The sequence below is a fragment of the Halorubrum tibetense genome (assembly GCF_055396225.1).
In genome coordinates, this window is record NZ_AP043742.1 from 2,853,704 (window position 1) to 2,876,792 (window position 23,089).

Here is a 23,089-nt window from a genome sequence, read left to right on the forward strand (position 1 = left end):
GACTCAGCGGTCGCGGTTCCCGTCGGCGTCGCCGTCGGTCGACTCCCGATCCGACCCGCCGTCCCCCTCGGCGGTGTCCGGCCCGGCCCCGCTCGGCTCCTCCCCGAACAGCGAGTCGAACCCGTCGTCGCCGGCCGAACTCCCGGTGTCCGGGCCGTCGCCGATCGGGTCACTGCTCGGACGGTCGGTCGTCGACGGGCCGGGCGCGGCGGGGGCCGTCTGGTTCCCATCGGCCGTCTTGCTCGCATCGGCCGTCTCGCTCGCATCGGCCATCTCGCTCCCGGCGTCGTCGCCGCCGACGAACGGGACTCCACCACTGCCGTACCGACGCCAGCCGACCACACCAACGACCACGAGAGGGACCAACAGGAGCAGCCCCATACCCAGGATCGACGACCCGTCGTCGTCGACGGCGACGACCTGGACGGGCACGTTCTGCGTCCGCGACATCTGGGTGTCGTTGCGCTCGTCGTCGAAGCGGAAGTCCATCGACACCGGGTACGTCCGCGGGATCGCCCCCTCGTCCGCTTCGAGCTCGAAGGAGAGCCGTTCCGTCTCGCCGGGTTCGAGCTCGGGGATGAACGCCTCGGAGTCGCCGCTATCGAGCGGGCTGTTGGTGAACACTTTCATGCGGATGTTCCGGAGGGTCTGATCGTCGTTATTGCGGACGTCGAACGCGATCACGTCGGCCTCGCCGGCGTCGAGGGTCGCGTCGACGGCCGTCGCCCCTAACCGGTCGCGACGGGGTTGAACGTCGACGGTGACGTCCATCGTGGCGCTCTCGCGCACGTCGTGATGGACGTTCCGGTACCGCACGGACGTCTCCATCGTCCGAGGGCCGGGCTCCGCCTCGCCGGTCGCGCCGACACGGAACGACACCGGGACTCCCTCGCCGGGGTCGAGGCTCCCGACCGCGTACTGGGTCTCGCGTGTGGCGAGCGTGTCGGGTTCGGAGTCGATACGGAGCACCACGCCGTTGACGGACCGGTCGCCCGTGTTAACGAGCTCGCCCTCGAGGTCGCCGTCCTCGCCGACGTACAGCGAGCTCTCGACGTTCTCCATCGCGAACGTCTGCTCGCCGAACGGCTGGAAGCCGAGCTTCAGCGTGCGGTCGGCGCGCTCGTTCCCGTCGTCGTCTTCGTAGTCGATCGTCACTTCGAGCGTGTACTCCCGCTCGATGGCGTCGTCGCTCGCGCTCCCGAGGAACCGGACCGTGGTGGACTCGCCGGCCGGCAGATCGCCGACGAACGCCTCCGACTCGCCGACGTTCGCCCCGCCGGCACCGTCGCCGCCGTCGAACCCGTCCAGCTGAACCCCCTGCAGCTCGGCCCCGGTTCCGAGGTCGGCATCCTCGGCACCCGCACCGATGTCGATGGCACCGTCGGGTGCCGTCACGCTCACCGACGAAACGGTCGCGTTCTCCGGCCCGTGGTTGACGATCTCGAACTCCATCAGCCCGTCATCGTCGATGGCGACGGTGTGATCGACGAGCGTCGCCTCGAACGTTTGTTCCTCCGCCGGCGTCAGCGACGTGAGGAGGGTTCGCGTCGCTTCATCCCCGTCCTCGTCCTCGTACTCGATCTCCACTTCGACCGGATACGCCCGCTGGATCGCGGCGTCGTTCGCCTCGGCGCGGAAGACCAGCTCGGCCGTGTCGCCCGCGTCCCACTCGCCAACGAACGTCTGTGACCCCTGTCCGTCGCTGCCGAACGTGAGGTCGCCGTCGAGCGAGGCGATCGACACCGTCGCGTCCGTCAGGTCCTCGTCGCCCACGTTCTCCACGTCGATCTCGAAGTCGCCGGTGTCCCCGACGGTGACGTCGTGGTCGCGGTCGGTCACCTCGAAGCGCGCCTCGCCGTCGATGTGGATCTGAACGGTGAGTCGCTCGGTGAACGTCGTGGTGCTCTCGCGGAACCGGAGCTCGCCCTCCTCGTCGCGGTCGTAGGTGACGGAGGTCGCGTCCGTGTACTCGATCTCGACGTCGAGCTCGTAGGTGCCCGCGTCGGCGTCGTCGTCGACGCGGATCTCGAACGGGGCCGCCTCCGAGGTGTCGCCGCTGGCGATCGTCCCGAGCGAGCGTTCGTCCGTTCGGACCTCGACCGGGGCGAAGGCGGCCCGCGAGACCTCGACGTCGACGGAGCGGGCCTCGGTCGCCCGGTCGATCGCCTCCTGCGGATGGGTCTCGCCGTCGTCTATCACCTCGCCGTCGTTGCTCACGAACAGGTCGAGCGTCCCCTCCTCGCCGGGGTCGAACCGGTTCTCCGGCGCGCTCACGTCGAGGTCGGCGAGCCCCTCGACCGTCGTCTCGTTCGTTCCGTTGGACTGTGCCGTCACCGTCCAGCCCTCGCCGATCCCGACTGCCGGCACGATCATCCCGGCGACGACGATCAGCGCGATCGCGACGACCCTCGGTGCGTTCCTCCCCGATCGACCCCGTTCCTGACCCGCCATCTATGTTGTTTGTATCTTTCTACTAACAGCCTATATGCCTTCTGATGGGCGATGTCGCTGACGGCGACGAAACCCGGGGAGTAATACGGTCAAATCGAACGGTGGGGGTACAGGGTGGCCACTCGACCGGCTCCGATCGGATCGAGAACTGTAGTGCTCAACGGGGTTGGAACTCCTCGGAGTGCGGTGTTCCGTCAGAAGAGCCGGAGGAGAGGATTGTGAACCACGGTCGCTCCGCTTCGCTTCACTCCCTGATTCAAACCCCTCCCGTGGCTCTTTGACTCCACTTCGTTCCGTTAGAAGAGCCGGAGGAGGGATTTGAACCCTCGACCTATTCCTTACGAAGGAATCGCTCTGCCAGCTGAGCTACTCCGGCACGCAATCAGGTATTGCCCGATGGCAAAAATAAGGGTTCCGAAACGGTGCCGTCGGACCCGCGGGCGCGACCCCCTACATTATAAATAACCAAACGAACGAAATCATACAGAATATTGGACGAAAGTACATTTATATACAACAGACAAGACGTAGTATCCTGTTTATGGCGATGTTATTGGTAGAATATAAGGGCAAAACATAAATACGAGTTCGGACTTCGCTCAGGTGCAGTCGGACGCCGCCCGGACGCCACGACGGCGGGGGTACGATCCCCTCGGGCGGTGTCGGCTCGGTCGGAGCCCGTACCGGGCCTCGCCGTCCATGCCGGCGGTATCCCCCTAGTCCCCGCCGGCCTGGCGAGCGGCCACCCGATCACGGTCGCCGTGTCAGTCACGTCTTCGACGTACCAAGCGCGAAATCGCCTCTGGTCCGCGTTCCCACGGCTGCCTGCCTCTTGTCATGTGAGACGGGCTCTCCTCGCGATCCCTCTCGTGGATCGCGGCCTCCGGTTTCCATTCACTCCGATGCACCACCGACGCGATAGCCTCTCAGCCGGCAGCGATCCGGCCGGGAGCGGCCCGGCCGTCTACGCCCCGATGTCACCGCCCTAGACGGCGCACCGCACCGAGCGCCGCGCGAACCCCATCACCCGCCGCACTCACGGCGGCGGCGGGGCGGACTTCGGCCGGGGCGACCCCCAGCCGGCGCGCGAGCACGCCCGGGCGTGCGTCGGCCCCGAGCACGGCGACGGTCCGCCCTCGGACCCGGATCTCGGTCGTGAGGTCGCCCGCCCGCAGGAACCGAGCGATACCGCCGGGCTCCGAGTCCGCCGGCAACGAGCGGACGACCCGCAGCGCCCCTCGTACCGTCGGCACTTCGAGGAACAGCCGGTCACCCGTCGAGGTGACGTCGATCTCGACCCCCTCGACCGTCAGTGTCAGGTCGTCGGTCGCGACCGACAGCGGGACGACCGGCTCAGTCCTGCTCACGGGTCGTGACCCGAACGGTCCCGTCGAGCCGCCAGCTGGCGTGCTCGACGTCCTCGCCGGTGCCACTCGGGACGTCGACGCTCATCTCCTCGAACTCGTATATTATCTCCGCGTTTCGTCCGGTCAGACGGTCGTACAGGCCGATCGCTAGGTCCGGCCACGTGGTCGTCTCGTCGATGCGCTCCTCCGGTGTGTCACTTTCCGACATGCCATCGATCCATACGGCTCGAACGGACATATAACTTGTCTCCGATCCGAAACGAGACTGCCGGAACCGATGGAACCTCTCGAACGCGGCCTACGCACGCGTCAGTCTGACGTCCAGACACACGTTGTACTCGTGTGGCGCGTACGACCGGACGACCCGTTCCGTCTCCACGACGACGTCGTAGTCGTCGCCGGCGGCTTCCCGGAGCGCCCGCGTACCGGGACCGAACGGGTCGTCCTCGTGTTGAATGTCGTAGTAATGGATCACACACTCGTCGCCGGCCAGCGCGACCGCCGTGTCCAAGAACGCGTCGGCGGAGTGTGGAAGGTTCATCACGAGACGGTCGGCGGCGTCGGCGTACTCGTCGGTCGCCTCGCGAACGTCGCCGGCGACGGGCGTCACTCGGTCGGCCACACCGTTCCGCTCGGCGTTCTCGCGGAGGTACCGGATCGCGACTTCATTGAGGTCGCAGGCGACGACCTCGGCACCGTGTGCCGCCATCGGCACCGCGTACGGGCCGACACCCGCGAACATGTCGACGACGAACTCGTCGGGGTCGACGGTCCCGATCACCCGGTGGCGCTCCGTCGCGAGCCTGGGCGAGAAGTACACCTCGGCGACGTCGAGCAGGAACTCGTGGCCGTACTCGCGGTGGACGGTCTCGGTGCCGGTTCCGGCGAGCACCTCCCACTCGCGGACGCGGAGCTCGCCCTCGATCGGTGACGCCCGGTTCAGGACGGTCGCACACGGGAGGTCGGAGGCCATCACGGCGTCTGCGACCTCGCGGGCGCGGTCGTCGTCGTCCTCGTCGAGAATGACGATATCGCCGAGTCGCTCGATAGAGGGGTCGTAGCCGAGGATGTCGGCAGGGCTCCGCACGCGTTCCCGCTCCGCGGCATCGCGTTCGACGACTCGCTCGGCGAGGTCTCCGGGGACCGCCGCGGGGTCCGTCACGGGGAGGTAGATCGTCCCGTCAGCGACCTCGATCCGGTGATCGCCGTCGAGCACGTCGGCCTCGGCGAGCCGCTCGCGGACGGTCTCGCCCAGCTCGCGTTCGACGGCGACACAGGGAACGGTCATTACTGGAGCGACGACCGGCGACCGCTAAACGCTGACGTTTCGACGAGGGGTGCCTGGTGAGTGGCTTGAGGGCCGAGTGATAAGAACGTGAAAACGTGTGTGGACCGCGCGTCCCCGGTTACAGCTCCAGCACGTCCGACCACTGGCTGGAGTACGACGGCTGCTCGGGCTCGAAGGAGACCCGTTCACGGACCTCGCCGTCGCGCTCCTCGAAGCCGCGGACGTACTCGCCCTCGAGTGCCTGCCCGTAGGCGTCGTTGAGGAACAGCGTCCCCGTGGAGTCGGCACCGACGAGCTCGCCGCGGGCGAGGTCGGCCATCGCGGGGCCTTGCAGGAAGTCGGACGGTGCGGTCCGGAAGATGTAGCCGTCGTCGGCGAGGTTCGTCACGTCCGGGTCCGTCGAGGACGGCGAGATGCCGACCACGCCGTTCGGGATGAGCACCTGATCGGAGACCTGGAGGTTCACGTTCGATGACGCGGGGCCGACGATCGCGGGATACCCCGCGTCGACCAGCGCGTTCGCACCCGAGATCCCCGCTTGGGGGTCGGTCTGTGTATCCTCGACGCGATAGTCGACGGTGACGTCGATCCCCGCGTCGTTGATCTGGTCCGCTGCGAGCAGCGCGCCGTCACGGATCGGGCCGCCGAGCGGGCCGAGGTCGCCGGTCTCCGGCATCAACACGCCGACCATCGCCTCGAACTCGCCGACGCCGACCGGATCCTCGGCAGTCGCCGCGTTGTCCTCGTCGGTGAGCTCGTCGCCGAACTCCAGCGTGTCGAGCGTGACGAGCTCCCCGCCGTCGAAGTCGACGATGTCGTAGGCGGCGGTGACGATGTCGCCGTTGACGTCGAAGTCGACGCTCGACGACGCCCCAACGTAGTGAACCGGGTCGCCGGCGGCGACCGCTTCCACCGCGTCGACGAGCGTCTCCGGACCGAACTGCTCACCGCCGGGGTTCGCGACCGTGCGGACCCGGTCACGGATCGCGGTGCCGTCGTTCTCCCCGGCCGCGACGGCCGCCAGCACGTTGACCGCCATCGCGTCGTACGCCTGCGCCGTGAACACGCCGGGCTCCCGGTCGTAGGCCGCCTCGTACTCGGCCGCGAAGAACTCGGCACCGGGGCCGCCTGCGGAGGGGGCCGTCCCGATGACGTTGTCCATGTCGTTGTCGACCTCGCCCGGCAGGTCCGCGTCGATGAGCCCGTCCGGCACGATGATGTCCACGTCCGGCACGTCGCTCGCGAACTCCGAGTAGAAGTCCCGGAACAGCTGGATCCCCGACTGCGGGAACCCGACGACCATCACCGCGTCCGGCGTCTCCGAACCGTCGCCGCCGTTGTCGTCGCCGTTCCCGGCACCGTTTCCGTCGCCGTTGTCCTCCTCGGTCGTACAGCCGGCCAGCGCCACGACCCCCGCGGCACTGGCTCCCTTGATAACGTCACGCCGTTGTAACTTTCGCGTCATACTGTGAGGTCATACCACACGAGTGTTTATAAACGTGTCTTCGAGGACGATCGATCGTTTCACGAATTATATGAGATCCGCGATCAGTAAACCCGATTCTCGGCATCTCTCAGCCCATTTTTCTCAGCAACCACGTACCGTCGATTGATCCGACGCTTCGACGCGGGCGTCGGTATTACCTTCACGGCGGCCGGATCGTGACCGATACAAAAAGGTAATTCTACAGATACTATTCCGGTGTTCGTGGTCACAGAGGCCGACCGGGGCCCGAGCCAACACGTCGTTCGTCGGTGGATCGCTCGGACCGTGATGCGGTCAGTACCCCTGCGCGTTCCCGTCCTTTCGGGGTTCGGTCGCCGCGGAAAGCGTCCCGGCATCGTCGCGGGCGATCTGGGCACCGCCGAACAGGGTCGGCGAGAGCAGCGTGACGTCGTGGCCCTTCCGGACCAGTTTCGCCGCCACGTCGTCGTCGAAGCGTGGTTCTAACGCGAGCTCACCGCTCTCCCGGTAGCGCCACCGCGGTTCGTCGAGCGCGCGCTGGAGCGGCATCCCGTAGTCGACCATGTTCGAGACAGTCTGAACGTGCCCCTGTGGCTGCATGTACCCACCCATTACGCCGAACGCCGCCCAGTCGTCTTCACCGAACTCGATGAGCCCGGGGATCAGCGTGTGGAACGGCCGCTTGCCGGGCTCTAGGCTGTTCGGGTGGTCGGGATCGAGCGAGAACGACGCGCCACGGTTCTGTAAGGCGATCCCGGTGTCGCCCGCGACGAGCCCGGATCCGAACCCGGCGAACCGGGAGTTGATGTACGAGACGACGTTGCCCTCGTCGTCGGCGACGGTGAGAAGCACCGTGTCGGCGTCCTCGGCGTTCGCGTTCGGCACGCCGAAGCTCACGTCGTGGTTCGCGGTCTCCCCGACCTCGGCCGCACGCGTCGCGGCCCACTCGTCCGAGGCGAGCGGCGGGATCGACTCGTACTCGGGATCGGTGATGTAGCGATGGCCGTCGTGGAAAGCCAGCTTCATCGCCTCAGCGAAGTAGTGGACGCGCTCGGCGGAGTCGTACGGGTGCTCGCCCGCCCCCAGCTCCGCGGCGATGTTGAGCGCCTCCAGCGCGATGAGTCCCTGGTTGTTGGGCGGCAGCTCGTACACCTCCGCGCCGTTGTACGTCGTCGACACCGGATCGGGCCATTCGACCTCGAACGCCGCCAGATCGTCGACGGTCATGAACCCGCCCGCCCGCTGCACCTCGTCCGCGATCGCCTCCGCGATCTCCCCTTCGTACACGATGTCCGCGCCCTCCTCGGCGATCCGCTCCATCGACCGCCCGAGCCGCGGGAGGGTCACCTCCTGCCCGACCGTGGGTGCCGCGTCGTCGAACAGGTACGCCTCGCGGGCGTGCGGGTCGGTGAACAGCGACTCGGCGCTCGACCAGTAGGTGGCGATCACCTCCGAGACCGGATACCCCTCCGTGGCGTAGCGGATCGCCGGTCGGAGCGCGTCCGCGAGGGTGAGCCGGCCGAGCTCCTCGATCGTCGCCTCCCAGCCGCGAGCCGTCCCGGGGACGGTGACCGCGTGCGGCCCGTAGAAGGGCATCCCCGCCTCGCCCACGTCGTCGACGGCGTACCCGCCGTCGTCGGGGTAGTAGTCGGCCGCGTCGTCGTCCGCGGCGAGGGCCTCACGGACGTTCTCGATGGTCGCGTCGGCCGGGGCACCGCCGCACGCCCGCATCGCCCCCACGTCGCCATCGGCGGTCCGATACAGGGCGAACACGTCGCCGCCGAGCCCGGTCGAGGTCGGCTCGACGACGTTGAGCGCGGCCGCGGTCGCGACCGCGGCGTCGAAAGCGTTGCCGCCGTCACGGAGCGTCTCGATCCCCGCCTGGCTGGCGAGCGGTTGACTGGTAGCGACGACGCCTCCCTGGCCATAGACGGTTGATCGTCGTGACGCGAACCGATCGGGGTCTGGATCCATACCGATGCTGGCACGTCCACGGGCCTAAAAGGGTGGGCGGATGGATACGGGTCCTCCCGTGATCGACCCATTCAAACGTGGTTGAGAATAGTTAATACATCACAAAATACGATGGATTTATATAGAACCGCGAACGTACTGCCATTTGCATCGGAGGTGGAACCCGATGGCTCTCCCACGCACAGCGAACACGTGGAGCAGTGGACTCGACTTCCCGAACCGACTGTTCGAACGCGGTAGCAACGACTACGAACTGTACGAGCAAGACGGCGAGTTCGTCCTCACCGTGGAGCTCCCCGGGTTCGACCCCGCGGAGATCACTGTCACGTGGGACGACGGCGTCTTGAACGTCGCCGGCGAACACGAGGACGAGTTCCGTAACACGCGCCGGACCTACCACCGTCGGTTCCGGTTCCCGAAAACCGTCGACGACGACGCCATCGAGGCGTCGTATCAGAACGGCATCCTGACGATAACCCTCCCGACCGTCGTCGACGCCGCGGCCACGGGAACCGAGATCGAGATCGAGAGCTGATCCGGGATCGACGCCGCCCGTCGACTCCTAGTCGGGAGTCGGTCCGGTGTCGACGTGTGGCCCGGCTCGTTTTATGAGTCGGCGATACGGCTAGCACAGCCGGTCGGCCGCCGATCTCGCTTATCAGTCACGACCGCGCCAGCGGCGGGTCCAACACCGGTCCGGACGGCCGGAACGGACACGGATTTACGCGTGGCCGTCCTCCGGTCGCCCGTGTCACGGTATCGAGACGTCGTCCTGTTCTTTCTGCTCGCCGGCTTGTGGGGCGGCTCGTTCGTCGCTATCGAGGTCGGCTTGGAGTACTACCCGCCCGTGCTGTACGCGGCCTACCGGTTCGATCTGGCCGCCCTCCTCCTCGTCAGCTACGTCCTCCTGACCGAGCGGGGGCCGCTCCCCCGGACCCGCGGCGACCTCGCTGCGATCGGCTTCAGCGGCGGCCTCTCGGTGGCCGCGAACAACTCGCTGCTGTTCGTCGGCCAGCAGTACACGACGAGCGGGATCGCCGCGATCACCTACAGTCTCGTCCCGATCGCGACCGCGGCGGTCGCGGCGGCGTGGGTCGGTGAGTCGGACCTCGACGCGCGCGGGATGTTGGGTGTCGTCCTCGCGTTCGTCGGCGTCGGACTCGTCGCACAGCCCGACCCGGAGAACCTCGCCGGCGGCGTCACGATCGGTGTCGGGCTCATCTTCATCGGCGTGCTCGCCGTCGCGGTCGGCAGCGTCGGGCTCCGGGTCGTCGAAACCTCCTTTTCCAGTATCGCGCTCACCGGCTGGGCGATGCTGTTCGGCGCGCTCTGTATGCACGGGATCAGCATCGGCGCGGGCGAACCACAGCAGTTACCGGTGACGGCGCTGCCGGCGCTCGTGGCGTTGGTGTTCCTCGGCGTGCTCGCCTCGGCGGTGGCGTACACCATCTACTTCACGCTGCTCGACCGGTTGGGTCCCTTCGAGATCAACCTCGTCTCCTACGTCGTGCCGGTCGTCGCGACGGTGACCGGCGTCCTGCTGCTTTCGGAGCCGGTGACGGCGTTCACCGTCGCCGGCTTCGTCGTCATCGTCGCCGGCTTCGTACTCGTCAAGCGGCACGCGATCGCCGAGGAAGTACCGAAGCTCGTCTCGCGGGCCGGCGGGTTCTTCTGACGGCTCGGATCGTCTAAACTCGAATTGTTGGAGGACTCAGCTCACACCCCCTCCGCGCTTCGGTTCACGGCGCGTTATCGTCGAGCCCGTCGATATCCGCGACGATCCGCGCGCCGTGGTCTTCCGGCGAGACGCCTTCATAGGCGAGAACGACTCGGCCGTCGGTGTCGACGACGTACGTGTTCCGGAACACGCCGTCGAAGGTGTTCCCGAACATGTTCTTCTCGCCGTAGGAGTCGTACGCGCTCGCGACCGCCCCGTCGGGATCCGAGAGCAGGTCGAAGGGGAGGTCGTGTTTCTCGGCGAAGTCGGCGAGGTCGGAGACGGGGTCGTCGCTGACCCCCATCACCGCGATGTCGCGGTTAGCGAAGGCGTCCCACTCGTCGCGGAAACTGCAGGCTTCCGCCGTACAGCCGGGGGTGTCCGCCCGCGGGTAGAAGTACACGACCGTGTACGCCGCGTCGGTGCCGCCGAGGGAGACCGACTCGCCGCGCTGGTTCGTGAGCGTGAACGACGGGGCGTCGTCGCCTGGATCGAGCATGTCCGTCTCTCGCGACGGGAGTCGCTTAGGCGATTCGATCGCGGGTGCGGGTTCGGTCCCGAACCACGACCGGCGTATCCGGCACGACACTGCTCGTCCGTATGCTTTTTACACCACAGCTGCGTCGACCCGGGTATCGATGGCATGGCAGACGACGCCGTACACGGTCCCGCTCCTCGTCGCCGGGTTGGCGTCGTTCGTCTTCGCTGCGTACGTGGTCTCTCGTCGGTTTCACGGCTCCGGACGGCTCGTCTGGTCCTTCTTCGCCGTCGCCGTCGGCGGCGGCACGTGGGCGCTGGCGTACGCGGCTCAACTGTCGGCGACGACGCTCGATGCGACGCTGTTCTGGAACCGCATCGTCTGGGTCGGCGTCGCCGTCCTCGCGACAGCGTGGCCCGCCTTCGTCGCCGCGTACGTGGACCGACCGGCGTGGCTCCGGCTCCCACGGGTCGGGATCCTCGCGTTCGTCCCGACCGTCGTCGTCGTCGCGGTGTGGACGGTCGGATCGGTCCCGCTGTTCTACGAGTCCCCCTCGCTCATCGTGGCCGACGGCGGCTATCTGGTGTTATCGTTCTCGCCGACACCGGGACTGTTGGCGTTCATGGCGTACACCTACGTGGTGAACCTGATCACGTTCGTGGTGCTCGCTCGCACCGCGATACAGCGGACCGGGGTGTTCCGGCGGCAGGCGGCGCTGTTGTTCCTCGCGGGCGTCATCCCGATGGGAGTTGGCGTCCTCAACGTCTGGGGGTCGGTCGGCCCCGCACTCGTCGATCTCACGCCGATCTCCTTCGCCGTGACCTCCGGGCTGTTGGGATGGGTGCTGCTTCGGTACCGGCTCCTGGATCTCTCCCCCGTCGCCCGGAAGGCGGTGTTCGCGAACCTCTCGGACGGGATCGTCGTCGTCGGGAGCGAGAACCGCGTCGTCGACGCGAACGATCGGGCGCGCGAGCTCTTCCCGTCGGTAGGGGTCGGGGAGGCGGTCGAGTCGGCCTTCGAGGGGACTCCCGGGGTCATCGAATCCGTCCGGGGCACCGGTGAGGTAGAGGAGACGCACGTGACGATCGAGAGCGGCTCCGGCCCGCGGTTCCTCACGGTGACGACACACGGACTCTCCGCGCCCGGACTCGCCACGGACGACGCCGAAAGCGGGGTTGTGCTCCTGATCCGCGACATCACCGAACGCGAGACGCTCCAGCGGCGGTATCGCGCCCTGATCGAGAAGTCGCCGAACGTGATCGCGGTCTCGGGCGTGGACGGCTACCTCAGATACGTCAGCCCGTCGATCGAACGACTGCTCGGCCGAGAACCGGCGTCGCTTGAGGGGCGGCCGATCCTCGATCTGGTACACCCGGAGGACCGCGAGGAGAGCCAACGACGGTTCGAGGAAGCGTTCGAAACGGGCGAGCCACAGACGTTCGAACACCGGATCGCCCACGCGAACGGGAACTGGCGGCGCTTCGAGACGGTGATCGAACGGCTGTTCGAGGACGCGAGCGACGAAGTCGTTATCACGGCCACGGACGTGACCGAGGGGAGACGCTACGAACAGCGGCTACAGGTCCTGAACCGTGTGCTTAGACACGATCTAAAGAACGACGCGAACGTGATCGGCGGCTACGCCGACCTCCTCCGCGACCACGTCGACGAGGCCGGCCACGACCACCTCGACGTGATCGACCGCAAGGTGGAGACGCTCACGCACCTCAGTGACCAGGCCCGCGAGATCGACGTGGCGCTCCACGGCGACCCCGATCGCGCTCGGATCGATCTGGCCACGCTCGTACCGCGGCTCTGTACCTCGTTGGAAACCTCGTTTCCGACCGCTACGGTGACGGTGTCGACGCCGAACCGGGCCGTGGTGCTGGCGGACGAGCTGCTCGAATCGGCGATCCGGAACGTTCTGGAGAACGCGGTCGTCCACAACGACGGCGACGCGGCACGGATCGAGGTGACGGTCAGGCAGGCGGACGACGGGTATCGGGTCGAGGTCGCGGACGACGGGCCGGGGATCCCGCCGATCGAGCGGACCGTGTTCACTGAGGGGCGTGAGACCCCGCTCGAACACGCGAGCGGGCTCGGCCTCTGGTTGGTTCACTGGATCGTCACCGGCTCCGGCGGCGAGCTGGAGATCGCCTCCCGGGAACCGACTGGAACCGTCGTTACGATGCGGTTCCCCGGGGCGGAACCGCCGGCATAGGAGAAATCACGGCGGAATCGTCCGCGTAGAGTAGTCCCACGATCGGGCAGGGATCGAGGGGGTGGACGACGGCGAGGGTCGGGAAGGTGGACGGTCATGAACGCAAGCGGCCGGAGCCACCGACTCCTCGTCGTCCGTTCCCGCAACCTCTTTGCGCTCCCTGTTCGAACCGTGGGTTATGAGTCACGGACCCCTCGACGACGACGCGGTCGAGAGCTATCGGGAGGCCGGTGCAGTGCTGGTCGAGGCGATGAACGAGGCCCGGGAGATGGTCGAGCCCGGTCGCACACACCTCGAGGTCGCGGAGTGGGCGGAGGACTACATTCGCGAGCAGGGCGCGGGGATCGCCTTCCCGGTCAACATCAGCGTCGACCCCGAGGCGTCACACGCGACGCCCGGGCGCGACGACGGGACCACGTTCGGGGAGGAGATGGTGTGTCTCGACATCGGCGTCCACGTCGACGGCTACATCGCCGACGCGGCGGTCACCGTCGACCACACGGGGCACACCGAGCTCGTCGAGGCCGCCGAGATGGCGCTGGAAGCCGCCGTCGACGAGGCGGGGCCAGGCGTCGAGGTCGGCGTCGTCGGACGGGCGATCGAGGAGGTGATCCGCGGGTACGGCTACACACCCGTCCTCAACCTCTCCGGACACGGCGTCCAGCGATACGACGCTCACACCGAGCCGAGCGTCCCGAACCGCGGGGTCGACCGGTCCGTCGAGCTGGAACCCGGCCAAGCCATCGCGATCGAGCCGTTCGCCACGGACGGCCGCGGGAAGGTCGGCGAGGGGACCGCCGAGGAGATATACGAGCTCCAGCGGGAACGGAGCGTCCGCGACCGTCGCGCCCGGCAGGCGCTCGAGGAGATCGGCGAGTTCGACGGGCTCCCGTTCGCCGCCCGCTGGCTCTCCGGCGACCGAACCGACATGGCGCTCCGACGGCTGAAACAGGCGAGCGTCGTCAAAGGGTATCCGGTGTTGAAGGAGGACGACGACGCGCTCGTGAGCCAGGCGGAACACACGCTGCTCGTCACCGACGACGGCGTGGAGGTAACGACCGCGGGTATCCACGGCTTCGACTGACCGCGACGGAGTTGACGATACGGGTGACGTTGGTGACGCAGGCGACGCGGGCGATCACGCTGTCGTTCCCGAACCCGCACCCGAACCTGCACCCGCACCCGAACCTGCATCCGCACCCGCACCCGAACCTGCATCCGCACCCGCACCCGAACCCGACCCGCTTTAGACGATCTTCATCATTCGCGTCTCGAACGTCCCGACACGTACTTTCACCCACCCCGCGAGCGCCTCATCCAGATCGGGATCGTCGGTGTCGACCCGGAGTGCGCGCACGTCGTCGAGTTTCGTCCGGGAGGCGACGACCGTGACGTCGCATTCGCGGATCACCGCCGGCGACAGCTGCGGGTTCCCCCGGCCGAACACGAACCCCTGTCCGCCGATCGGCGAGACGACGATGACGTTCTCCTCGCCGAGCGTCGCCAGGATCTCGGCCTCGCTCGCGTCGCGGACGATCACCTCGCCGTCACGCCAGACGTCGACGCCGATGGGGGAGGGCTCGAACCCGAGCTCGGCTTTGATCGCGCCGACGGTCGACCCCGGGCCGAGGACGTACGTCACTCCGTCGCCGTCGCGGTCGCGAATGTCGGCTGCGACCCCCTCGGCGAGCGACTCGACGGTGCCGCTCCCGGTCTGTTTCGACGACTGGAGGTCCTCAGCGACCGGGACGTGAGCGATCCCGCGGAGCTCCGGGTGGACCTCACCCTCGCGGTAGGCGTCCTCGTCGATGTCCATCACTTCGCGGCGCTCGGTCCGCGAGAACGTGGCCGCCACGTCCGCGGCGTCCTCCGGCGAGACAGCAAACACCGAGGAGTACACTTTCACGCCCGCCGGCACCCCGAGCATCGGCACCTCGCTGCCCTCCAGTGCCGCCGCGACGTCCGTGGCCGTCCCGTCGCCACCGACGAACAACACCAGGTCGACATCAGTGTCGCGGAACGCTCGAACCGCTCGACGGGTGTGATCGGCGCTCGTTTCCGCGTGCTCAGCACGCTTCCCGGCCTGCTCCGGGTGACTTCCCGTCTCCGCATCGGTCTCCGCCTCGTCAAACGGGTCGACGACGCGGACCGGCTCGAAGCCCGACTCCCGAACGAGGCGCTCGCCCATGGGCTCGACGACCGTCGAGACGGTCGCTTCCGGCGCGATCTCGGCGAGCCGCGTCAGCGCCCGACGCGCCCGGTCGGGGGCCCGAGGCTCGGCTCCGCGGGCCCGCGCTTCGGCGACCTTCCCGTCGGTCCCTTTCAGCCCGACTCGACCCCCCATTCCGGCTATCGGGTTCACCACGACGCCGACGTGCATACCGGACATTTCGCCGCCGGGCGGTTAAACGGCTCCGGACACGGTTCCCAACCGACCCTCGGATCGGAACGCACCGGGTCGTGCGCGAAGATCAACGTTTAAGACGAGACCCGGACAACCCGCAGGTATGCTACTGTCAACTCTTCAGCCGGAGACGATCGCGGCCACCTCGGCCGCGTTGCTCGCTCTCAGCCTCCTGCTCATCGTCGCATGGGTCGCGTACCTCTATCGCTGACCGGTCTCCCGATCCGACTGACCGGTCTCCCGATCCGACTGACCGGTCTCCCGATCCGACTGACCGGTCTCCCGATCCGACGCGGCCGGTTTCGAGCGCTCCCTGAGCCAGTCGGCGGCCGCCGCCGCTGTCTCCGACTCGCTCGCCGTGATCTTCACGGTCACCCGCTCGCCGGGATACGATCCGACGCTCACGTCGAACCGCTCCTGTAGCTCGGTGAACCGCTCGATGAGCGCGCTCTCCGGCTCCTCGACGTCGACGCTCACGGTGTGTGTCGGCGTCCCCTCGAACTCCGCCGCGACCGTCTCGAACATCGCCTGCATCTCCCGCGGGACGCCCGGCAGGACGTAGACGGACTCGACGACACACCCCGGGGCGACGCCCGCCTCGTTGCGAAGCGGCCGACTCCCGGCCGGGACGTGGGTGGTTCCGGTCACGAGCTCGTCCGCGCTGTACCCTTGGTCGGCGAGCCACGCGGCCGCCTCGTCGTTCGCGACGACCTCACGGCCGAACGCGGCGGCCACCGCCTCCATGGTCACGTCGTCGTGAGTAGGACCGAGCCCGCCGGTGACGACTACCGCGTCATACTCCGCGTGATACTCGTTGACGACACGGGCGATCTCGGCGACCTCGTCCGGAACGACGGTCACGCGTCTGACCGGCACTCCCCGATCGGCGAGGCGGCCGCAGAGCCACGTCGCGTTCGTGTTCTCGGTGTCGCCGACGAGGAGCTCGTCCCCGACGGTGACGACGGCAGCGTTCATACCCGATCGACGCGGTGGCGACTCAAAAGAACGCCGGGTCACGGATACACGGGGACGGTCGCCCGCGACCGCGCCAGGGCGTCCGTAACCCTGTCAGGGCGGCCCGCGGTCGTCGTCCTCGGAGTCGCCCTCGTCTCCGGCGTTCTCGTCGTCGTACACCCCGAGCCCCATCCGCCGTCGCTCCTCCCGGAGCGTCTCCAGCTGTCGCCGGAACCGGAGCGTCCCCGCGATCGCGACGATCGACGCGATGACGACGATCCCGCCGAATATCAGCAGATCGGTCTCCCGGTACGACTGCACGACGAACGACCCGGAGACCGACTCCCAAGTGATACGGTTGCGGCCGTCGACCGTCTCGATCTCGTGGCTCCGCGGCGAGACGTGTCCGACGATCGGAACGTCGGTGCTGAACCCGGGCGGGAGCGTCACCGCGTGTGACCCCTGTACGTACGCGAGGAACGTGAACCGTCTCGGCGATCCAGTGCCCGAGAACGCGAGCTTCCCGTCCTCCATGTCGTCGGCGAATCGGACCCACGTCTCGTCGGGCGTCCGGTCCACCTCGCCGCCGCGGGCGCGGAACTCGCTTCCGTTTATTACCTCACCATCGGCGTACTGGTACCGGAACGCCTCGAACTCTAGAGGCTGGTCACCGGCGTAGACGGTTCCCTCGTACAGGCGGAGCTCGTCGCGTTCGGAGACGTTGTACACCACCTGATACGTGCCGTTCGCGGCGAGGTCGAACTCGGCGTCGCGGTCGGTCTCGAACTCGTACGGCGCGTGCGGCTCCGCGTCCAACGTCGCGTTGTCGACCTCGCCGCCGCCGGTGACGTAGCCGAGACAGCCGGCTGTCACGGCGATGAGCGCGACGGCGGCGACGGCGAGGGCGAAGCGTCGGTTCACGGGTCAGACGACACAGCGCATCTCGGCCGGGAGATAACTGCCGATGGCGGCGAGCAGTCCCGGCGGGTCGGTCCCGTCCGCACAGACGATGCTCTGTTCGAGGAGCCCGAGCCGTTCGACGGTGACGATGTCTTGTGCGTGGCCGGCACGATTCACCGTCGCACGGACTTCGCCACGGGTCGCGGAGTTGACGTTTACCCGCCCGGCTCCGCGCTGCCAGTCGTAGAGGCGGTCACGTTCCGCGTCCGCGAGCCGATGGTCCGCGTCGGACTCGGCGGGGTCTGCATACACGAACCGCAATGGGAGATGCTGGACGAGTCCGAACCGCTCGACGACCTGTTCGGGTGATCCGACACCCAGACCGATCTCGTCGGCCGGAACGCGGATCTCCACCCCGGCGTCGAGCACGAACCCGTCCGCATCCCACGATTCGAGAGTACCGACGTACGTCTCGCCTGCCGTGAACCCCTCGTCGTGGGCGACGATCTCGCCCCACGTCTCCGCGAGGACGTTCCGGGCGACGGTCGCGTCCTCGCCGGTTACGTCCACTTGGACGAACCCGTCGTCGCGGACGCCGACCTGCCAGTCGACCGCGAGATCGCCGACATCGTTGTCGACGAGCGAGTACATACCGTCGAGCGCACGGTCGCGGGCGTCACCCTCGACGTAGCACTTGGTTGCGAGGACGACCATCAGCCGGTCACGTCCACGTTGAGCTCGTCGCGGAGCTCCTCGACGCGTTGGCCCATCGCCTCGCGGAGCCGCTCGTTCTCCATCGCGTCCACCGGCGAGCCACATTCGGGACACTCGAAGCCGAAGTCCATCGCCTCGCCGAACTCGAAGCGGAGCGAACACACCTCGCACAGGTAGAACTCGTGGGTTCGCTCGTACTCCTCGCGCTCCTCTAAGGCGTCGAGCAGCCGGTACATCTCCTCTTGAAGGTTCTCCGGGATGTTGTCGTAGTGGAACGTCCAGAGGTACGTGAGCCACCCTGAGTCCTCGTCGCGGACCCGCCGGTAAGTGGCGAGGTCGTTCTCGTACAGGATGAACAGCGCGCGGCGCACGTCGTTGAGCTCCAATCCGAGCTCCTCGGCCAACTCCTCGTCGGTGACCTCGCCGTCGGGCGGCGCGGCGGCGACCGGCATCCCCGTCGGCCCCACGAGCTCGTGGAGGTACTTCTGGATGACGGGGTCGTTCAGTAGATCCTCAAAAGCCATTGACTGAAACTGGCGGTGGAACGAGGTTAAAAGCTCCGGAAGGGACGGATCGCGTCGCGGCTCGATCGGTCGGGCCGCGATCAGTCGGCCCCGTGGCGGGTCGACCACCTTCAGGAGACAGTAACGGGTCGACCGCCGCTAGCAGACGATGACGGGTCGACCGCCGCTAGCAGACGATGACGGGTCGACCGCCTCCGGCAGACATATACGCCCACGCTCACCGGTTCCGCGTATGGCAGGCGGGCCGACCCGAACGATACGAACCGGCGTCGGAGCGGTGGGGCTCCTCGCGGTCCCGGTACTGCTCGCAGCGCTCCCGATCGTTCCGCTCGCGTGGCTCCTCGACGCCGGGGTCGGCGTCGGTCTCCTCGTCGCCGCGGCCGTCGGAGCACTAGTTTCGGCAGCCCTCGGGCCGATGCTCGTCGATCGGCGGATCGCCCGACTCCCGGACGCCGACCTCGACGAACGGCCCGCCGCGTTCGTCGAGTATCGCGTCGACGAGCTCGCCGACGACATCGGCGTGGACGCCCCCGCAGTGACGATCGTCCGCGCCGACGCCCCCAACGTCGCCGTTACGGACGGGTATCGGGGTGCCCGGATCGTGGCTTCCACGCGACTCCTCTCGTTGCCGGCGGCGGACCGCGATGCCGCTCTCCGACACGCGCTCGTCCGGCTCCGACGGCGGGAGGCCGCGTTCACGACCGCGGTGTTACCGGCCCTCCTCGTCGTCGAGACGGTGGCGCTCCTCGCGACGCTCCTCGTCGGCCGTCGGGTCGACAGAAGCCCGGCCGACCGCCGTGTGAACCGTATCCACGGCTACGAGCCCGACCGCGAACGGATCCCCGCGCCGGTGTACACCGCAGCCGGGTTGCTGCTCTGGTTCCTCCTGCTCCCGGCCTGGACCCCCGCGATCGTCGGTGATCGGCTGTTCGTCGCCGGGCGGCGGCGCGCCGCGGACGCCGCGGTCGCTCGGGTCGGCGAGACGGAGCGCGACGGCCTCGCGAACGCCGTCGCGTTCGCCGGCGACGCCGCCGGTGCGGCCGACTGGCCGCCGCTTTTGGACCGGCTCTCGCTCGTCTCGATGGCGGACGACGAGACGGGCCGCGTCCGCGGCTACAGTCGACAGGAGGCACGGGTCCGGCTCGCACGACTTAGATCGAACGTGGCCTTATAAACGACTCCAGCGAAAGCGTGTCTCAAAACGTCGACAGAGGGGTGTCAAAACGTCGACGGCACCGTCGCGACTGCAGATACCCTGGGTTGCGGTCGCCGTCTCGTTCGGCGGCGACTGAGACACTGATGGTTCCTCGTTCCACTTATATAGTCGGCTGACTCAGCCGGTCGATCCCCGCTGTTGCCGCCCGAGACGCTCACGCCCGGAAGGATTATGCCGAAACTCGCCGAAATCGCCGCTATGTCGTCCCCGAACGGCTCTCCATCGCGAAACGGCGCGCTCGAAACGATTTATAAGCGATACGGTCCCGGACGATTCACAGCTGCCGGGAGCCCGGCGCTCGGCGCAGGCTACGCGGCAGTGATCGCCGCGTTGGCCGCCGCGCTCCTGTACGCGGGCACGACTGTGGCCGCCGACTGGATCGGTGTCGGTTCCGAGCCGGCAGTGATGGCGGCGTTCGCGCTGCTCGTGCTCCCGTTCGTCCTGCCTGCGGCGTTCCTCGTCGGTGTCGTCGGCTGGCGGCTGTTGCCGTCGCGTCGCCCGGTTGCCGGCGCGGTCGCCGGCATCTTCGGGACGATCGCGACGTACCTCCTGACCCTGTTCGGGTTCGGCAGCGTCGTCGTCGGCGCGGCGGTGCTCTCGTTGAGCGGGGCGACGCCGCTCAGCGCGGCCGCGTTCTCATGGGGCGTGATATTCATCGCGTTCACACTTACGTGGTGGATCACGGTCCCGCTCGGCTGTCTCGTGGGCTGGCGGTACGCGTCGGCGGTTCGGGGGAGCGACCACAGCGGGGACGGCTCCGGTGGCGTTCCCTTATAAATAGAACCTACGATTCGTCGGCGTCGACCACGGTTTTGCCGGTCGCCTCCGGGACGACCCGGCGGTCGGCGTCGGTCCACTCCCGGTCGAGCTCCGTCCCCTCGAAGAGTCGATCGAGGAACACGGCGAGGCCGGCGACCTCCGAGTGTGGCTGGTTCGTCACGCCCACGTTGAAATCGGCGCGCTCGTACAGCGCCCACGGTACCTTCTCGCCGCCGACGACGACGAGGAGGTCGCGGGGCGGGGAGGTATCACGGTGGTCGTCCGTACCGTCGATGTCGGTACCGGCGTCGCAGCCGGTGTTGTCGCCGTTGGTGTTGTCGCCGTCAATGTTGTCGCAATGGGTGAGTCCGACCGCCTCCCGGATCGCCGCCTCGACGTCCTGTATCCGCTCGCCGTACATCGTGAGATGGACGACGACCCCGTCGAACTCGCGGACGATGGCCCGCTGGTCCTCGCGGAGTTCGACTGCGAACGGCCCGCCGAACCGGTCCGTGATGTCCCGAACCGTCTCCGCGGACTGCCCCGCGTTGTCGGGAAAGACCGCCCGGTCGGCGCCGAGCGCCCGCGCCGTCAGCCCGACGTGCGTCGTCATCCGGTCGTCGCGTCCGGGCCGGTGGCCGTACCGGAGGACGACGACCTCGCGTTCGTCGTTCATACCCGGGATCCGCGCGGCGGACGGGTGGTACTTTCGATGCGCGGCGGGGTAGCCATATCCACATATATGGATCAGTATCGGTCGTACGTCGATGAGGTAGCCACGTAAGTGAAAGATTCATGGGGCCGGCCGTCGCCGGATCCGGTATGACGAGCGTCAAGGAGTTCCGCGTCGTCGAGCCCGCGACACCCGAGCACCTCGGGCGCGGTCGGTTCGCCTTCACCGACGCCTACTCGGTGTTCGACTGGGGACGGATGCCCGATACCGTGCCCGAGAAGGGCGCAAGCCTCTGTACCATGGGCGCGTTCAACTTCGAACGGCTGGAGTCGGCCGGGATATCCACGCACTACCGTGGCATCGTGGACCCGGCAGCGGTCGGGGCTGGATCCGACCCGGAGGACGCGGTCGTTCCGCTCGCGGACGCCGAGGGGCCGCCGACCGAGATGGCGATCGAGCTGACCCAGGTGCCGGACCTCCCGTATCGCGGCCCCGACGCGGGGTACGACTACGACGCGTTCCACGCCGCCGGCGGAGAGAACTACCTCGTCCCGCTGGAGGTCGTGTTCCGAAACACCGTTCCCGTCGGGTCGAGCCTCCGGCGACGAGTCGAGCCGGCGGCCGTCGGGATCGACGCCGACGAGTGGCCGGAGACGACGGTGGACCTCCCGGAGCCCGTGGTGGAGTTCTCGACGAAGTACGAACGACAGGACCGATACCTCTCGCGCGCCGAAGCGGACCGGATCGCTGGCGTCGCGGACATAGACGCGCTCGAATCGCTCGCCCGCGAGGTGAACCGCGTCGTCACCGACCGTGCCGCCGACGCGGGGTTCGTCCACGAGGACGGGAAGATCGAGTGTCTCTACGTCGACGGGGACCTGCGCGTCGCCGACGTGGTGGGCACTTTCGACGAGAACCGGTTCTCCTACGGCGGCACACAGGTGTCGAAAGAGGTGGTCCGGCAGTGGTATAAGCGCGCTCAGCCGGAGTGGGTCGAGGCCGTCTCGGCGGCGAAGTCGGCCGTCGACGGGCGGGACACGGACGACTGGCGGTCGATCTGTAACGTGGAGCCGATCGCGCTCCCGAAAGACGTTCTCGGGCACGTGACTGATCTGTACGCGGCCGGCGCGAACGCCTACACCGGGACCGACTGGTTCGACGCGCCGCCGATCGACGACGCGGTGGCCGCCGTCGAGGACCTCTAACTCGGCCAGTGCGTGACGGCTACTTCCCTGATCTCGTTGTCACCGCGACTCCTTCTCAGGGTCGTCGCCCAGCCGCCTGAACGAGCGATCGGCGAGCCACACGGACCCGACAGCGATCCCGAACGTCGCTCCCGCGAGGACGGGACCGGGGTCGTACAGGAGCGGCGGGTGGTAGCCGAATCCGTAGTCGACGACGACGTTGGCGACGCCGATCGCGAACGCGACCGCGAGCGCGCCGCGCGTCGTCCGACCGAAGGCGGGGAACAGCAGTGCGAGCCCGACAAAACACAGGTGGGTTCCGAGCACGCCCCAGTAGTAGATCCACGCGTCGGATGCGGTGACGTACGCCTCGAACGCGAGGTTCAGCGAGACCACCGGCCACAGCCCGAACTGCACCAGCCAGACGAACGAGATGGTGTGAAGGTACGCGAGCGCGCGGTTCGTCGGGACCTCCGCGAGCCGCCCGCCCCCGCCGACTGTGGGTAGGAGGGTCGCGAGCGAGAGCGCGCCGAGCGCCACGGCGACCGCCGAGTCGGCGTACAGCGGCCAGAGGAGCGTCGGGACGTCGCCGAGCGTCGGCGCGTAGTAGTCGACGCCGATCAGGAACATGAGGGCGGTCAACGCGAGCACGGCTGCGAGGCTTCGCGTCGTTCCGAGCAGCTCCTCCGCGAGCGCGTTCCTGACCCGCCGACGAACCGCCGGTTCCCGGAGCCGTCCGAGGGCGCGGAGCCGGCCGGGATCGAGAGGTCGCCTCACGGCCGCGATTCGGCTCTCCCGCG

Annotated in this window: 21 protein-coding genes and 1 tRNA gene; 7 read left to right on the forward strand and 15 right to left on the reverse strand. The window is 67.9% G+C overall.

Features of this window, described 5'->3' with window-relative positions; translation table 11 throughout:
- Positions 1-3: 3 nt before the first annotated feature.
- The 7 genes from ACZ5TV_RS14115 to ggt form a co-directional block, all read right to left on the reverse strand.
- Positions 4-2,451 carry a COG1361 S-layer family protein gene (locus ACZ5TV_RS14115; protein ID WP_464383932.1) on the reverse strand — a complete coding sequence of 816 codons (2,448 nt, stop codon included), beginning with the start codon at positions 2,449-2,451 and terminating at the stop codon, positions 4-6.
- Positions 2,452-2,754: 303 nt separating this feature from the next.
- Positions 2,755-2,827: transfer RNA gene (locus tag ACZ5TV_RS14120), tRNA-Thr, on the reverse strand.
- Between the two features lie 601 nt (positions 2,828-3,428).
- Positions 3,429-3,818, reverse strand: a complete 390-nt coding sequence (locus ACZ5TV_RS14125; RefSeq protein WP_464383933.1) for a peptide ABC transporter ATP-binding protein — start codon at positions 3,816-3,818, stop codon at positions 3,429-3,431.
- On the reverse strand, positions 3,805-4,026 hold the full coding sequence (locus ACZ5TV_RS14130) for a hypothetical protein (protein ID WP_379782322.1): 222 nt from the start codon (positions 4,024-4,026) through the stop codon (positions 3,805-3,807). Before ACZ5TV_RS14130 ends, ACZ5TV_RS14125 begins: the two co-directional genes overlap by 14 nt.
- Before the next feature lie 90 nt (positions 4,027-4,116).
- Positions 4,117-5,106: a class I SAM-dependent methyltransferase gene (locus ACZ5TV_RS14135; protein ID WP_379782324.1), complete on the reverse strand. Its 990-nt coding sequence runs from the start codon at positions 5,104-5,106 to the stop codon at positions 4,117-4,119.
- Between the two features lie 118 nt (positions 5,107-5,224).
- Complete coding sequence (locus tag ACZ5TV_RS14140) at positions 5,225-6,571, reverse strand: ABC transporter substrate-binding protein (RefSeq protein ID WP_379782326.1); 1,347 nt, start codon at positions 6,569-6,571, stop codon at positions 5,225-5,227.
- 315 nt (positions 6,572-6,886) lie between these two features.
- Positions 6,887-8,545, reverse strand: a complete 1,659-nt coding sequence (gene ggt / locus ACZ5TV_RS14145; protein ID WP_464383934.1) for a gamma-glutamyltransferase — start codon at positions 8,543-8,545, stop codon at positions 6,887-6,889.
- A 166-nt stretch (positions 8,546-8,711) separates the two neighbouring features.
- On the opposite strand from ggt, the gene ACZ5TV_RS14150 reads away from it, so the two are divergent.
- On the forward strand, positions 8,712-9,080 hold the full coding sequence (locus tag ACZ5TV_RS14150; protein WP_379780471.1) for an Hsp20/alpha crystallin family protein: 369 nt from the start codon (positions 8,712-8,714) through the stop codon (positions 9,078-9,080).
- 213 nt (positions 9,081-9,293) lie between these two features.
- Positions 9,294-10,220 carry a DMT family transporter gene (locus ACZ5TV_RS14155; RefSeq protein ID WP_379780469.1) on the forward strand — a complete coding sequence of 309 codons (927 nt, stop codon included), beginning with the start codon at positions 9,294-9,296 and terminating at the stop codon, positions 10,218-10,220.
- 64 nt (positions 10,221-10,284) lie between these two features.
- On the opposite strand, the gene bcp is transcribed toward ACZ5TV_RS14155, so the two are convergent.
- Positions 10,285-10,761, reverse strand: a complete 477-nt coding sequence (gene bcp, locus ACZ5TV_RS14160) for a thioredoxin-dependent thiol peroxidase (protein WP_379780467.1) — start codon at positions 10,759-10,761, stop codon at positions 10,285-10,287.
- A gap of 139 nt (positions 10,762-10,900) precedes the next feature.
- Here bcp and ACZ5TV_RS14165 point away from each other — a divergent pair, with 139 nt between their 5' ends.
- Together ACZ5TV_RS14165 and map are read left to right on the forward strand one after the other, a co-directional pair.
- Entirely contained in the window at positions 10,901-12,961 is a 2,061-nt protein-coding gene (locus ACZ5TV_RS14165; protein ID WP_379780465.1) for a histidine kinase N-terminal 7TM domain-containing protein, read from the forward strand.
- 178 nt (positions 12,962-13,139) lie between these two features.
- Positions 13,140-14,045 carry a type II methionyl aminopeptidase gene (gene map / locus ACZ5TV_RS14170; protein ID WP_379780462.1) on the forward strand — a complete coding sequence of 302 codons (906 nt, stop codon included), beginning with the start codon at positions 13,140-13,142 and terminating at the stop codon, positions 14,043-14,045.
- A 162-nt stretch (positions 14,046-14,207) separates the two neighbouring features.
- Here the strand turns inward: map and ACZ5TV_RS14175 are convergent, their stop codons facing one another.
- The 5 genes from ACZ5TV_RS14175 to ACZ5TV_RS14195 form a co-directional block, all read right to left on the reverse strand.
- A complete protein-coding gene (locus ACZ5TV_RS14175; RefSeq protein WP_379780460.1) occupies positions 14,208-15,341 on the reverse strand; it encodes an ATP-NAD kinase family protein in 1,134 nt (377 codons plus the stop codon).
- Positions 15,342-15,566: 225 nt separating this feature from the next.
- On the reverse strand, positions 15,567-16,340 hold the full coding sequence (locus ACZ5TV_RS14180) for a competence/damage-inducible protein A (protein WP_379780458.1): 774 nt from the start codon (positions 16,338-16,340) through the stop codon (positions 15,567-15,569).
- A gap of 93 nt (positions 16,341-16,433) precedes the next feature.
- Entirely contained in the window at positions 16,434-17,240 is an 807-nt protein-coding gene (locus ACZ5TV_RS14185; RefSeq protein WP_379780456.1) for a DUF5803 family protein, read from the reverse strand.
- Between the two features lie 3 nt (positions 17,241-17,243).
- Positions 17,244-17,933 carry a DUF2110 family protein gene (locus tag ACZ5TV_RS14190; RefSeq protein ID WP_379780454.1) on the reverse strand — a complete coding sequence of 230 codons (690 nt, stop codon included), beginning with the start codon at positions 17,931-17,933 and terminating at the stop codon, positions 17,244-17,246.
- Positions 17,933-18,457: a transcription factor gene (locus tag ACZ5TV_RS14195; RefSeq protein WP_379780452.1), complete on the reverse strand. Its 525-nt coding sequence runs from the start codon at positions 18,455-18,457 to the stop codon at positions 17,933-17,935. Before ACZ5TV_RS14195 ends, ACZ5TV_RS14190 begins: the two co-directional genes overlap by 1 nt.
- Before the next feature lie 232 nt (positions 18,458-18,689).
- Here ACZ5TV_RS14195 and ACZ5TV_RS14200 point away from each other — a divergent pair, with 232 nt between their 5' ends.
- Positions 18,690-19,631, forward strand: coding sequence for a hypothetical protein (locus tag ACZ5TV_RS14200; RefSeq protein WP_464383935.1), 942 nt, complete (start codon positions 18,690-18,692; stop codon positions 19,629-19,631).
- 240 nt (positions 19,632-19,871) lie between these two features.
- The gene (locus ACZ5TV_RS14205) at positions 19,872-20,450 is read left to right on the forward strand and encodes a hypothetical protein (RefSeq protein WP_379781236.1); all 579 of its coding nucleotides are present in this window, start codon (positions 19,872-19,874) and stop codon (positions 20,448-20,450) included.
- Between the two features lie 7 nt (positions 20,451-20,457).
- Here the strand turns inward: ACZ5TV_RS14205 and ACZ5TV_RS14210 are convergent, their stop codons facing one another.
- Positions 20,458-21,108, reverse strand: coding sequence for a tRNA (cytidine(56)-2'-O)-methyltransferase (locus ACZ5TV_RS14210; protein WP_379781234.1), 651 nt, complete (start codon positions 21,106-21,108; stop codon positions 20,458-20,460).
- A 146-nt stretch (positions 21,109-21,254) separates the two neighbouring features.
- Between ACZ5TV_RS14210 and ACZ5TV_RS14215 the strand changes: the two genes are divergently transcribed.
- Entirely contained in the window at positions 21,255-22,310 is a 1,056-nt protein-coding gene (locus ACZ5TV_RS14215; RefSeq protein WP_379781232.1) for a phosphoribosylaminoimidazolesuccinocarboxamide synthase, read from the forward strand.
- Positions 22,311-22,349: 39 nt separating this feature from the next.
- Here ACZ5TV_RS14215 and ACZ5TV_RS14220 read toward each other — a convergent pair whose 3' ends face one another.
- Complete coding sequence (locus tag ACZ5TV_RS14220; protein ID WP_379781230.1) at positions 22,350-23,066, reverse strand: DUF1405 domain-containing protein; 717 nt, start codon at positions 23,064-23,066, stop codon at positions 22,350-22,352.
- Positions 23,067-23,089: the final 23 nt, after the last annotated feature.

Coding starts and splice junctions, on each gene's coding strand:
- bcp (WP_379780467.1), bottom strand. CDS start 10,761: ATGCTCGATCCAGGCGACGACGCCCCGTCGTTCACGCTCACGAACCAG.
- ACZ5TV_RS14115 (WP_464383932.1), bottom strand. CDS start 2,451: ATGGCGGGTCAGGAACGGGGTCGATCGGGGAGGAACGCACCGAGGGTC.
- ggt (WP_464383934.1), bottom strand. CDS start 8,545: ATGGATCCAGACCCCGATCGGTTCGCGTCACGACGATCAACCGTCTAT.
- ACZ5TV_RS14195 (WP_379780452.1), bottom strand. CDS start 18,457: ATGGCTTTTGAGGATCTACTGAACGACCCCGTCATCCAGAAGTACCTC.
- ACZ5TV_RS14215 (WP_379781232.1), top strand. CDS start 21,255: ATGACGAGCGTCAAGGAGTTCCGCGTCGTCGAGCCCGCGACACCCGAG.
- ACZ5TV_RS14180 (WP_379780458.1), bottom strand. CDS start 16,340: ATGAACGCTGCCGTCGTCACCGTCGGGGACGAGCTCCTCGTCGGCGAC.
- ACZ5TV_RS14140 (WP_379782326.1), bottom strand. CDS start 6,571: ATGACGCGAAAGTTACAACGGCGTGACGTTATCAAGGGAGCCAGTGCC.
- ACZ5TV_RS14190 (WP_379780454.1), bottom strand. CDS start 17,933: ATGGTCGTCCTCGCAACCAAGTGCTACGTCGAGGGTGACGCCCGCGAC.
- ACZ5TV_RS14205 (WP_379781236.1), top strand. CDS start 19,872: ATGTCGTCCCCGAACGGCTCTCCATCGCGAAACGGCGCGCTCGAAACG.
- ACZ5TV_RS14150 (WP_379780471.1), top strand. CDS start 8,712: ATGGCTCTCCCACGCACAGCGAACACGTGGAGCAGTGGACTCGACTTC.
- ACZ5TV_RS14130 (WP_379782322.1), bottom strand. CDS start 4,026: ATGTCGGAAAGTGACACACCGGAGGAGCGCATCGACGAGACGACCACG.
- ACZ5TV_RS14135 (WP_379782324.1), bottom strand. CDS start 5,106: ATGACCGTTCCCTGTGTCGCCGTCGAACGCGAGCTGGGCGAGACCGTC.
- ACZ5TV_RS14165 (WP_379780465.1), top strand. CDS start 10,901: ATGGCATGGCAGACGACGCCGTACACGGTCCCGCTCCTCGTCGCCGGG.
- ACZ5TV_RS14200 (WP_464383935.1), top strand. CDS start 18,690: ATGGCAGGCGGGCCGACCCGAACGATACGAACCGGCGTCGGAGCGGTG.
- ACZ5TV_RS14210 (WP_379781234.1), bottom strand. CDS start 21,108: ATGAACGACGAACGCGAGGTCGTCGTCCTCCGGTACGGCCACCGGCCC.
- map (WP_379780462.1), top strand. CDS start 13,140: ATGAGTCACGGACCCCTCGACGACGACGCGGTCGAGAGCTATCGGGAG.
- ACZ5TV_RS14175 (WP_379780460.1), bottom strand. CDS start 15,341: ATGCACGTCGGCGTCGTGGTGAACCCGATAGCCGGAATGGGGGGTCGA.